The following is a 12,492-nucleotide window of genomic DNA, read 5'->3' as shown; positions in this document are numbered from 1 at the left end:
AACACCGGCAACGACGCCGGTCGCCCCCGCTCACAACCCCGATGAAACATCGAGGCTAGCCGCACTCGGTCATGAAGCGCAGATCTGGAACTACGGCGCCAGCCCGAACGGGTTCCGTGTGGACCGACAGCTGGATCCCGAATCGACAGCGGACTACTTCGCCGTGCTGACGGCAGCCCTCGAGGAAGAGTTCGACGTCTTCCATCTCCACACCGCCCGGTCCCTCATGCCAGCCCGTGACGGACTGCCGCAGATGTGGGACCTACCTCTGCTGCGTGCGCTGGGCAAGAGGATCGTCGTCTCCTTCCACGGCTCCGACATCCGCAAGAAGAGCCATCACCTCGACGACGACCCGTGGAGCTTCTATCGCTTCGCGGATATCCCGTGCGATGAGGAGAAGATCGATACGCGGTTGGCACTGATCCGCACCTACGCGCACGTGATGACCGTGTCCTCCGTGCTCGACCAGGTGTATGTCCCCGAGGCCACCTACCTGCCCAAGAGTCTCGATCTCACGGCATACGAGGCCACGCCGATGCCCCATCGCTCTCGTCCCGTCGTCCTGCACGCGACGCGGCGTCGCGCCACCAAAGGCACGGACATGATCGAGGCGGAGCTCCAGCAGCTCCAGAATCATTTCGACATCGAGGTCCGGATCGTCGAAGGAGCCTCTCATGACGAGCTGCTCCGTCAGATCGCGCAGGCCGACATCGTCATCGAGAAGCTCCTGGGCGGCGACGCCGGCGTGCTCTCCCTGGAGGCGATGGCGATGGGTCGCGTGGCAGTGGCGCGGATCCGCGACGAAGTGCGCACCCGCCACCCATCCATGCCGGTGGTGAGCGCTAATCCGGAGACCTTCAGAGCGGTCATGGCCGATCTCCTGGGCGATGCCTCTCGCCGCGCCGAGCTCGGAGCAGCCGGCCGCCGGTACGTCGAGGCGGAGCATTCCGCGACGGGGACGGCGAAGCTTCTCGAAGAGCTGTACACACGGCCTGCCCCGCGAGGGACTCGGCCGCACCCGGACTGGGCCAGCGACCCTTCACCGCGTCGGCTCGAGACGGCCTACGCGCGCATCGCCAAGCTCGAGGAGACTGTCGCGCGCCTGCGGCAACGCCGCTGAGCAGTCTCAGCGAGCTGCTATGTGACCTCGCGCATCCGCGAGAAGCAGCTGGTAGGGAGACAGCGTCACGATCTCGCGCCGTTCCCGGAGCTCCACGAGATGGTCGAGCACCGCCGTGAGTCCTTCGACGCTGAGCTTGCCGTCCAGGCCGAGGCGCGAGGGATGGAGCATCAGCTGAAGGCCCCGTCTCTTCCGGGCTGCGGCATCGATGCGCGCGATGATCTCCTCGACCGGGCGGGCATCCATCGTGACGTGGGCCAGGCCGTCCCTCAGCCGGCCATCGAGCAGGCGCTGGGCGGTGCCGGGTACGTGCCCGGAGACCACCGCGTGATGGGCCAGGATGATCCTCCCGGCCTCCGTCGTCCACTCCTCCGGGCGGGAGCCCTTCGCGAAGCCGGCGTAGTCCTCCCCCGGGATCCCGGGCGGGTTGAAGCCCCACACCTTGCCCTGTGTCGAGGGGAGCTGCTCCTCGATCTCTCCGATCGACGCGACGACCTCGTCCATCAGATCCTCGGTGGTGGCGACGCCTCGGTGAGAGGCGGAATGGTTCCAGATCTCGACGTGCCGTGCTCGTACCCAGCCGTCGACCTCGTCCATGCCCACGCCGTGGTTCTCCCGGAGGTCACCCGTGCGCGGGTTGTGCGCCAGGGATACCTGGAGGTGACGGGAGCTGGTCAACGGCAGGATGTGCCGGGACAGGTTGACCAGGCCATGATCGAAGCGCAGGGCGACGGCCCCGAGGCCGCCGGTATTGATCGCACCTCCCATCGCATGCTCGAACATGGTGCGCCGGATCTGGTGCTGGATCCACGCGTCACCGGAGGTCGGGACCGCGGACGAGGAGCTCATGAGCCCAGGTCCCGCAGCCCGCGCAGCGCCCAGGGCTGGTCGGACTGCGCCGCGGCCTCTTCGCGGACGATCTGCAGGTACTCCTCGGAGCCGGGAACGCGGTGTCCTGGGCCCAGGTACGGGGTCAGTGTGCGCATCCGGTCGGAGCGCTCGGACGCATTGAACGCCTCGGTGAACGGCAGGAAGTGCTCCTGGTGATGATGATCGTCCCCGGGGTTCTGGATCAGCAGCACGTCCTGATCGAATCCGATGCGGCGATACCGCTCGATGAGGTCCATGCGCGGAGCGTTCACCGGGTCATCGCTCACCGTGCCGCGACCGAACAGTGCCCAGTGCGCGGATTCCGCGATCCGCGGGACGTACCTGTCGACCTGGATCTGCGGGTTGAAGGAGACCACCCTGGTCCCCTCGAGGTAGGCGCCGAGCTGCAGCGCGGCAAAGCCGCCACCGGAGTTCCCGACCAGCAGCACCTTCTCGATGCCGCGACGACGAGCGTAGGCGTCGATCATCCGGGCGATCTCGCGATGCAGGTCCACGTCCTCGGTGCCCACGTACCAGGACAGCATCATGCGGGAATCGAGATCCAGGCACGGATCGGAGAAGAACATGACCGGGCCGAGCCCCAGCTTCGGCATGGACCGAAGGCGCTCGTACCGGGGCATGGTGAACTTCGTGCGGTCCGTCGCGCCGTGGAAGTACACGGTCAGCACGTCACCCTCCCCGTCGTGGAGGTACGCCGAGGGCACCAGCTGGCCCAGATCGACGCTCCAGACGAACGGCTCGGCGACATCGTCGGGAACCGTCCCGGCATCGGGAGTGGTCCGCACGGGCACGTCGTAGCCCGGCTGGATCAGCTCCTCCTGCGAGAAACGGACCAGGGGTCCCCGGCGCAGACTCTCCACCTGCGGGTGCGCGGCGACGTGCCCGGTGAGGTCCGTGCCGGCAAGATCGATGAGCGCGGCGCCGAAGCCGTGGTCCCGCAGCCCGTTGACCCGCAGCTCCTCGCCGGCGCCTAGGAGTCGCTCGATACCCCGCAGTCGAGCCGGGACGTCACCGCCCTCGGCGTGCACCTCCGCTTTCACCGTATCGATCGCGCGGCGGACGTCGATACGCTGCTGCAGCGCTTCCTCCGGCGTGAGGTTCCCCGCGGCGCCGATAGCGATGGTCCGGGACACGGCCTCGTCCGGGTCGAGCCCGGAGGCCACCACCATCGAGAGGTCCGGCGTCACCACCAGGGTTTCGTCCAGGTGCTTGTCGCGCATGTTCACGGTGAACTCCTTGCCCCCGCGCGCGACCCTGTGGGCAGCGAACACGGACGGGTCCACGACGTCCGCGATGACTGACACCACGCGACTGCTGGTCCCCGCCATGGGCACCCTGATCCGCCACGCGATCCGCTCGCCGGACTCCTCGCTGATCTCCGTGATCTCGTGATCCTTGAGAGGAAGCCCGGAGACCTGGATCGCGACGGAACGCCCGTCCGCATGCAGGAGGAACCCGCTGGGAGACGGCTCGACCACTGCATCCGGCGCGACGATCCACTGCAGATGGCCTGCGTACTCCTTGGAGGAGCGGACCGTGTCCTCGACGACCAGGTAGTTCCCGGTGCGCGCGTAGACCAGGTGCCGCGACCACTGCACTTGGAGGTGCACGTTCACCTTGGCGACGATGCCCTCGACGCTGTCGTCCGCGTAGTGCCGGATCAGTTCCGCACCGCCGTTGACGCGGTAGCGCACGTCCTCGACATCGATCACGGAGTGGGCATCGGCCTCGGCGGCAGCCGGGCCGAGTGGGTCCACGAGCCAGGCTCGGCCCTGGGAGGTGTAGGTCACGCGCCCTGGATCATGATGGGCGTCCCGGCCCCGGACCGGTCCGAGGACCATGGTCACGAGGGTCTCGTCCCGCGCGTCACGCTCGGTCTCTCCCCATCCGCTGCGCAGGCTCACCAGGCCGGTCGGGTCGACGTGGGAGATCTCCGCCGGGGCTGATCCCTCCGCTCCCCCGGTGACCACGTAGCGGGTTCTCGGGTCGTCGGCTCCGGGGATCTGATCCGGGACGGCTCCGCCGACGGGGATCAACGTGCCGTCCGGCGCCAGCGCCTGTCGCCAGAAGCCCGTGGCACCGATCCGAGCGAAGATGTCGTGCTTCTCCGGGACCCCCAGCTCTGTCAGCACCTCTCGCCAGGCGTGCGCAGCATTCGCGACCTCGGAGAGGTCCTTCGCCACCGCATAGCCGTCATCGGTGAAGGCCCCGGCGGCGGCCGCGATCGCGCTCTCGCGGAGTGCCTCCGGCCCCTCCCCCAGGCGCACCTGGAGGGCGAGACGGATCTGCAGCAGCTGCAGGCGGCGCTCCGCCGAGCTGGCGTCCTCGTCCAGGCGGGCGAGGCGCTCGATGTGGAGCGGGATCAGCGACATCGCCTCGCTCCCCTCCGGGGTGCCCAGCGCGAGCGCCGTCGCCCGTTGCTCCAGCGGGATCGAGCGCCACGCATCGGACGCAGGATCCTGGGCCCCCGCGGAGGCTGCCCAGGTCATGACGATCCTCGTCCAGGCCTCGGCAGCGGCCGGCACCGACTCCGGAGCACGGCGGAGCGGATCGATCCAGCGCAGGGACTGCAGCGCGAGGACGTGGACCCGCTTCATCGCTCCGGTCTCGTCGAACGACGACGGCGAATGGACGTCGACCGTGACGTCGCCCATGCGCACTCGACCGTCAGTCAGGAATCCGGCGCTTCTCGCGTCGCTCGAACGGGGGGCGAAGTATCCGGTCTCCAACCGGGTCAGAAGCGGGTGCTGGGTCATCGGGTGCGCACCTCCCGCACGCGGCGGTTGAGATCGGCGATGTGCTCGTCGATGTGGTCGATCCACATCGCCCGGTTCAGCCACGCCTCGTGAACAGGCGGAGCATCCTCCCCCTGAATCTTCTGGAGAAGATCCTCGACCTTCTCCCGCTCCAGGTACTGCGGCCATGCCCGAGGGTTCCGGAAGACCTCGTGGAAGTACTCCGGATCGGTGTCGAAAGTCGAGAGCTTCTTCTTCATCGACTTCTTCGAGTCCGAGGACGGAGCCTTGTAATATTCCACGTCAGCCCAGGCAGGGACCGCGCGACGCACGATCTCGTCGGGGAATTTCTTGTCGATCTTCTCTTGCAGATCGAGATCGAAGCAGGCCCTCACGTAGGCGGGGCCGGACAGCATGACCGCCGCCATCGATCCGAGCGCCTGATTGCCCCAGCGGCGGAACTTCTCGGTCAGGTAGAGATAGTCGAGCGCGCCGACGCCCGGCAGGCCGTGCTGCACCGCTCGCTCGTAATACTCATCGAAGAATCCGTCCATGGACGAGTGGACTTCGGGCGTCACGAAAGTGCCGCGGAAGCTCCTGGCGGCGTAGGCGACAGGATGGTCGAGACGGGCTATCCTCTCGAGGTCCCCGGGTCGGTGGTAATAGTAGCCGTGCATGATCTCGCCTCCGACGCCGCCAATGCTGAGCCCCGCTTGCCGACCCGGGATTCCCACGTTCGAACGTGCATTGGTCGGGGCGGCGTCGCCGTCCCACATCGCGAAGGCGTTCGCGAAACGTTCGCGCAGGGGCATCGTGATGGTGGAAGCGTTCGGGTAGGTGAGGTCGTGCCGGAGTTCCTGGCCCTCACGCTCCTGGCCAGCGTAGATACCCATAAGCTCCTGCGCGATCTCGGCCTCAGCTTCGAGGGTTCCCAAGGTCACGACCCGTGCACTGCTCCCGCCGCTCAGCCAGATGGAGGCGGTCATCCGGGAGTCGCGTCCACCGCTGAGGTACACCGTGGAGGTGCGCACGCTCAGCGCATCGAGGTTCCGGGCGATCGTGCGGGTCTGGTCGACGACCTCGTCGTAGTCCGGTCGCGCCTCGCGCTCCCCCACAAGCTCGGTGAGATCGGTGTGCTCACCGAAGCTGACGTCGCCGCTCGGGGAGACATCGAGAACCGTCGCCTCTCGCAGTCGGTGGATGCCGCGGATCGGGGAGTCATCCTTCGTGAACCAGCTGGCTAGCACGTACCGGCCGATGGCTTCTGTGTCCGCCTCGAGCGGCCCATCCACGAAGTGCGCGAGCACGCCGATATGGTTCGAGGCCGCGACGAAATCGTCGGTCACGACGTAGTAGCACCGGCCGAGGCCCAGGGTGTCCGCCCAGACCCGCACCGAGCCATCCGCCCGCCGATGGATGCCGAAATGGTTGGGGAGCAGGCGACCGAGAGCGCCCGAGCGGATCAGCGGAGCCAGGCCCGTCCAGTAGTCGCCAGGGGTCGTGTCGTGGTCGACGGGGATCGGAGGCTGGGACACAGCGAAGATGTCACCGCCCTCCTCGAACCAGGTCGGAACCTGCCAGGCGCCTTCCATCCGGTCCGCATTGAACAGGGCTGTGGACTCGTCGAGGTACACGTGATCGATGGCTTCGCCGAAGATCCGGCGAGCGTCCTCGACCACGCCATCCAGGAGGGTCGGCAGAATGGTGCGGGCCTCGGGTGTGCGGGCGACACAGACGAAGTTGATGTTCATGGCGTGATACCTACTTCTGGGGAACGGCGAATGCGTTGGCTCGTGTTGTCGTTCTTGAGCGGGGGGTCGAGGGTGATGTCAGTGCAGGCGCAGTCGGGTCTCGACCGACGCCCGGGTCTCGAGGGGGAAGGCGAAGCCGAGCGACCAGGTGGGCTCAAGAGAGCCATCCTTGCGGGATCTCCATCCTCGTAGAGGCTCCTGCTGCCCACGCACGGGGTCCAGCCGACGACCAGGGCCGCTCACGGAGACGCGCAGCGGGCCGTTCTCCGTCTCGGCGACCAGCACGATCTCCTCCCCCACGGACTCCAGCTCGAAGCTGCCGTCCAGGTTCAGCCACACCACGCCCTCACGAGCTTCCGACCGGCTCGAATGAATCGCGTCGAGGAGCCTCAGCTCCTTCCCGGGCGTGTACACGACCCTGCGTCGGTGGACGTAGTCGGAGTGGCGGACCCGCGCGGACAGGTCGAAGCGAGCGCCTTTCTGCACGCATTCCGTGAGCGCGCTGCCGTACGGCTTCCTCCCCTGCCGCTGCTGGTTCCTGCCATCGACCATCAGCGTGTTGTGCGCCATCGTGCTCTCGACGTACTGGCGCTCCGGTGCAGCGTAGTAGTAGCCCTCCGCCCGGAGCGGGGACTCCCGATCCAACAGTTCGCCATAGCCGAAGCGTCCGGCATCCGTGAGGATCTGATGGCCCTGGTCGAACCAGACCACGTTCAGATCATCGGCGTGCTTGTGCGCCCGCGAGTGGTACGCCGCGCTGAAGGCGAGATAGCCGCTTCGGGCGAGCTCGCCCGGGGCCGATGGCTGCGGTGAGCGCACAAAGGCGTAGCCGCCCTCGGGGAAGGCCGCGAGCTCCTCCGTGGCAGGCTCGCCCGACGCCCCATCGGTGAGCAGGAATCGCGTGTGGGGATCGATGGAGTCCAGGACCTTCCCGATGACCTGAGTCGCCGGGGAGTCCCCCATCTGAAGGATCGTGCCGTCGGGCTGGATCATCCATCCCAGAACATACGCCGCACGCTGGATGCGTGCGCGGATCTCCTCGTCGAGGATGAGATCGTCCTGCACCGCCAGCTCGAAGGAGTTCAGCAACATGCGGTGGTAATCGGGGGAATGCTCCAGGTGGACACCATCGGCGGCGAACTGGGAGCGGGCCATGAGAGCCAGTCGCTCCTCGCCTTCCTCCGCGGTCCGGGCAGCATCCGGCAGCATCCGGAGGTAGCGCCCGGCATGAACCTGGGACACCGCCGTGTAGAAGCCGTGGTTGTTGCGCGGGTTGAAGGCCCTGTCCTCGTGGAGCTCGTCGAGATGCCAGGCGAGTGCCTCAGCCAGGATCACCGTCTCCTCCCGCAGGTCTGCGTGCCGCGCGGCACGCAGAGCGATGGCGATCAGCCGTGGGGTGCGCAACGACTGGGACATGTCGTACCAGGCCATCGGATCAGCCTCGTCGTCGGCGCCCCGATGGATCCGGACCCAGTCGACCGCGATGCGGACGACCCGGCGCAGCCAGACGTCCCCGTCGTCAGCATCCGCCGCGCGCAGCAGCGGGTCCATGAACTCCCAGGCGTGCAGATGGAACCCCCACGACCGGTGAGCGGCTCCGTACTGCGCCCAGTCGGTGAGGGTGGCGATCGGTACCGGGTCGAAGCGGGAGAACTTCCATCCGTCCTCGAGCACCGCGTCGGCGCTCTGCTTGATCTCCTGGATCGTGAACCATCCGGTGAGGTCGGGCAGCGGCGCCGACCTCAGGGCGGTCAGCAGCTGGTCGACCTCGAGACCGCGCCGACGCAGATCGGTGTCCGAGGCGGCGAGCAGATCGACCTTCGCGGTCTTGTCATCGTTCTCTGTCATGGAGTCCTAACGAAGCGGGGACAGCCCGGGAGGGTGATCACGAGAGCCGGAAGACCGTATCCACCGCCGCCCGGGTCTCGACGGCTACGGAGAATCCGACCGACCAGACCGGCTCGAGGGAACGATCCCGACGGGAACGCCACCCGCGGAGCGGATCCTGCCCGCCCCGCACAGGATCGACGAGAGTACCTGGTCCCGACACCTCGAGGCGCACCAGTTCGCCATCGACCAGACGCTCGAACACCAGCGCCTCGTCGCGCTCGATCAGCTCGAACGAGCCATCGATGTTGTACCAGACCACAGCGGTGCGGCTGTCCGGGGACTGCGAGAAGACCGCGTCCTTCACGAGCAGCTGCCGGCCCGGCGTGTACACGACGCGCCGGCGATGGATGTAGTCGGCATGGTGCACCCGGGCGGACAGATCGAACACACCGTCCGTCTGGACGGCGTCGGCGATGCCGCTGCCGTAGGGTGCCCGGTTCCGGCGGTCTTGATCCTCCCCGTCCATCTCGACCGTGTTGTGGGCCCTGGTGCCCTCCACGTACTGACGCTCCGGCGAGCCGTAGTAGAACCCCTTCTTGCGCAGCGGCGAATCGGCAGGGAGCAGATCGCCGTAGCCGTAGCGGCCAGAGTCCACGAGGATCTCGGTGCCACGGTCGTACCAGACGAGGTTGAGGTCATCGGCATGCTTGTGCGCACGGGAGTGGAATGCGGCGCTGAAGGCGAGATAACCGCTTGCGGCGAGCTCCCCCGGGGCCTGCGGAGCAGGAGAGCGCACGAAAGCGTATCCGCCATCGCGGTACACGGCGAGCTCCTTGCCCTGTGCCTCGCCCTGTCGTCCATCGCTCAGGATGAACTGCGTGTGCGGATCCATGGAGGTCGCGCCGTCAACCGTCATGTACGTCGCAGGCGTGTCCCCGAACTGCACCAGATACCCGTCGGGCTGCACCATCCACCCGAGCACCTCGGCGGCGCGCCGGATCCGTTCGCAGATGTCCTCGTCCTCGACGAGTCCGTCCAGCACAACCTGTTCGAAGGAATCGAGGAGCATCCGGTGATAGTCCGGCGAATGCTCGAGATGCGCGCCGTCCGGCGCGAACTGGCGATCTGCCATCGTGCGCAGGCGTGCCGCGCCGTCGTCGTGCAGAGCGCTGGCGCCCGGCAGGGGGGAGCCATGCTTGGCGAGGTGCAACTGCGATGCCGCGGTGTAGAACCCGTGGTTGTTGTTCGGGTTGAACGCACGGTCCTCGTGGAGCTCGTCCATATGCCGCAGGATCGCGTCGATGAGCACGGCTGCCTGCGGATGCAGATCCTCGTGGCGTGCAGTGCGGATCAGCAGATTCAGGAGCATGGGAGCCCGCAGGGCGAGGGCCATGTCGTACCAGGCCATCGGATCCTCGGGAGCAGCGGGATCGAGGTACGTCCCGATCCAGTCCAGGGCAATGTCCAGGCCAGTCTCCAGCCAGGAACGGTCCCCGGTCCGTGAGTGCTCCCGCAGCAGCGGCTCCATGAACGGCCACGAATGGAGAGTGAATCCCCAGGTGCGGTTGACCTCGCCGACGGCGGCCCAATCCGGATGCTCAGTGACACGGACGGGCTCGAACTCCTCGAAGACCCAGCCCGTCGTGACGATGTCCTGCGCGTCCTGTTTCATCTCGCTGAGCGAGAACCAGCCGGTCAGAGGGGGCTCGGGGAGCTTTTCGAAGGCATCGAGGAGGTCGCCCGCATTCACGCCTCGCTCGCGGAGCCGCACCTCTGCCTCGAGGTTCAGCGAGGAGGTGCCGGTGTAGCCCAGCTTCTTGTAGACCCGGTAGTACTCGCTGACGTTGCTGTCCCAGGTCCGGTAGTTGCGAACCCAGCGGGAGGCGGTCTGGCCGAGCTCCTGGCGTCGCTCGGGATCCTGGATGAGCTCGAGGAGCTTCCGGGAGAGATCGGTGCTGTCCCCGGCCCGGAACGTCTCGACAGCGCCGGACTGCCGGGCGATCTCCTGCAAGGCGCCCACATCGGACAGGATCACCGTGCGCCCCGTCGAGAACGCCTCGAACGGCTTCAGCGGAGTGACGAGATCGGCGACCGCGGAGGCCTTCCGAGGCACCACGAACAGGTCGATCAGTCCGTAGTACCGCAGCACGTCCTCATGGGGGACGCGACCGGTGAAGAAGACGTTCTCGATCCCTGCGGATTCGACGCGCTCACGCAGGGTGGGCAGGTACGCCCCGTCCCCGACCAGCATCAGGCACAGCGGACGATCCGAGGTGGCCGCAGCGAGGCGATAGCCATCGATCAGGGTGTCGATCCCCTCGTACTCGACGATCGACGAAATGTAGCCGACCACGAGCGCGTCCTCCGGGAGACCGATCTCCTCGGCCAGCTCGCGATCGCTCTCCTGGACCGGGAAGTTCGCCGCCTCGACGGCATTGGGCACGATCGAGACGGAGCCCGCGGGGATCCGACCGTGCGCGGACTCGATGATGTGATCCCGCATGACCTCCGCGAGAGTGAACACGTGATCGGGGAGCTGCCGGGCGATCTCCTCGGCACGCTTCCTCAGGGAGTATGCATCGGGCAGTCCGTACATCGAGAAGAGGTTGTCGGCGCCCTCTCCCCAGCCGTTCGCGTCGATGGTCCGCGAGAGCCAGGACTCCTCCCAGAAGCCCCGGGACTCGTAGACGGTGGGGATGGCGTACTTCGTGCCCACAGCGTGGACGATGAGCGCATTGAAGAAGTCCGACTGGGCGTGCAGGACGCTCGGGCGGATCTCGAGCACCAGCTGCGCAAGACCGCGGATGTTCTCGGCGAGCCATTCGTCCAGGAGCAGCTCGTTCCGGGCCGCACCCGGCAGCAGGTAGTAGTCGACCCCGCCCTGCACGTAGTGCTCGATCTGCTCGACGTCATGCTCGGTGATCCCCGACTGGCCGACGATCGCGACCGGCAGGCCCTTCCGGATCTGGGCGAGGGCCGTGTACTGGGTGCGCAGGGTGTAGCCGGTCTGCGTCTCGGGCAGCACCCGCCCGACCATATGCAGAATCGGACCGGAGGGATCATGCGCATCCCCGTCCGGCAGCTCGGGGCTCACGAGCAAGGGCTGGGAGAACAGCGAGATCTCGTGCTCGATCTTCGCCACGGCCCTCGCGTCGTTCTCGCGGCCGGATTTCTCATGGACCCGCGCGACCGCCTGAGCGGCAAGTTCCCAGTACCCCGTGCCCCGGAAGTATCGGTAGATCGCCCGGGAGCTGGTGAGATTCTGCTCCGTCAGCAGATCGAAGCTGTCGAGCAGCGGGCGCACGCGCAGGTAGTCGCCCCGTGAGTAGTAGTCCTGGAAGAGCTTCCTGGCACTCTCGACGGTGAGGATGGAGCGCGGGCTGCGCCCGAGCTGAATCGCCGTCTCGAAGGAGGTGCGCGCGTGCTCCCGGGACCTATCCTGCAGGGTGGACACCTCTCCCTCCAGGGGTGCAAGGAAGCCGCTGGGAACCCGGCTCCGCAGCACCCGCAGATCCTTCCGGACCAGGTCGAGACGTTCCGCGGACCTCTTCTGCGCGTTGCGGGCGTTCACCACCGAGCGGCGTAGCGACGCAGCCTCCTCGTCGCCGGCGGCAAAGCGCGCATCGAGGCTCTCCACGAGCTCTCTCTGCGTCGCGTCCTGGCGGGCGCCGCGCTCGTCGAGCTCGCCCAGCGATCGCGTGGTCGCCGCGAGGCCGGCGTCGAGCTCGCTGAGCGAATGCGTGGTCGCCGCGAGGCCGGCGTCGAGCCCTGCGACCGATGAGACGGTGTCGACGATCCGACGATCGTGGTCGGCGGACAGCACCTCCACATCGCCGACGCGGGATCCGACCTCGTTCACGCCCTGCTCGAGAGCGTCCGCATGCTGCTCGACGACATCAGCGCGCGTCTCGAGGTTCTTCGCCCGGGTCGCCAAGCGGTCGGTGGTCCCGCTCAGACGCGTGGCGAGGCGCATCACCACGAAGCAGGTGGAGACCACGAGAGCAAGCCCGAGGACAGCGGCGATGACCGCCACGATCCAGGAGCCCATCGCGGCGGCGGTTGCCAAGACGATCACGAAGAGCGCCCACCCCGCTCCAGCCGCCAGGATCGCTGTTCGAAGTCGGTCACGCATAGTCGTCATCTCGTTCCTGCTCGTCCTGCCAGA

5 protein-coding genes and 1 pseudogene are annotated in these 12,492 nt (G+C 67.3%); 1 reads left to right on the top strand and 5 read right to left on the bottom strand.

Annotated features, from left to right (window positions below):
* Positions 1-1,120: pseudogene (locus INT49_RS16570) on the top strand (hypothetical protein); the annotation flags it as partial.
* A gap of 6 nt (positions 1,121-1,126) precedes the next feature.
* Here INT49_RS16570 and INT49_RS16565 read toward each other — a convergent pair.
* The 5 genes from INT49_RS16565 to INT49_RS16545 all read right to left on the bottom strand — a co-directional run bounded on the left by INT49_RS16565 (position 1,127) and on the right by INT49_RS16545 (position 12,468).
* Positions 1,127-1,969: a hypothetical protein gene (locus INT49_RS16565; protein ID WP_193118856.1), complete on the bottom strand. Its 843-nt coding sequence runs from the start codon at positions 1,967-1,969 to the stop codon at positions 1,127-1,129.
* Positions 1,966-4,767, bottom strand: a complete 2,802-nt coding sequence (locus INT49_RS21430; RefSeq protein ID WP_193118855.1) for a heparinase II/III family protein — start codon at positions 4,765-4,767, stop codon at positions 1,966-1,968. Before INT49_RS21430 ends, INT49_RS16565 begins: the two co-directional genes overlap by 4 nt.
* Positions 4,764-6,497, bottom strand: a complete 1,734-nt coding sequence (locus INT49_RS16555) for an asparagine synthetase B family protein (RefSeq protein ID WP_193118854.1) — start codon at positions 6,495-6,497, stop codon at positions 4,764-4,766. The genes INT49_RS21430 and INT49_RS16555 overlap by 4 nt, the downstream gene beginning before the upstream one ends.
* 78 nt (positions 6,498-6,575) lie before the next feature.
* On the bottom strand, positions 6,576-8,345 hold the full coding sequence (locus INT49_RS16550; RefSeq protein WP_193118853.1) for a heparinase II/III domain-containing protein: 1,770 nt from the start codon (positions 8,343-8,345) through the stop codon (positions 6,576-6,578).
* A gap of 37 nt (positions 8,346-8,382) precedes the next feature.
* Positions 8,383-12,468 carry a glycosyltransferase gene (locus INT49_RS16545; protein WP_193118852.1) on the bottom strand — a complete coding sequence of 1,362 codons (4,086 nt, stop codon included), beginning with the start codon at positions 12,466-12,468 and terminating at the stop codon, positions 8,383-8,385.
* Positions 12,469-12,492 lie beyond the last annotated feature (24 nt).

The organism is Brachybacterium tyrofermentans (assembly GCF_014897585.1).
GTDB classification, from domain to species: Bacteria; Actinomycetota; Actinomycetes; order Actinomycetales; family Dermabacteraceae; genus Brachybacterium; species Brachybacterium tyrofermentans.
The sequence above is the reverse complement of the archived record's forward strand: the minus strand, read 5'-3'. Positions and strand labels throughout refer to the sequence as shown.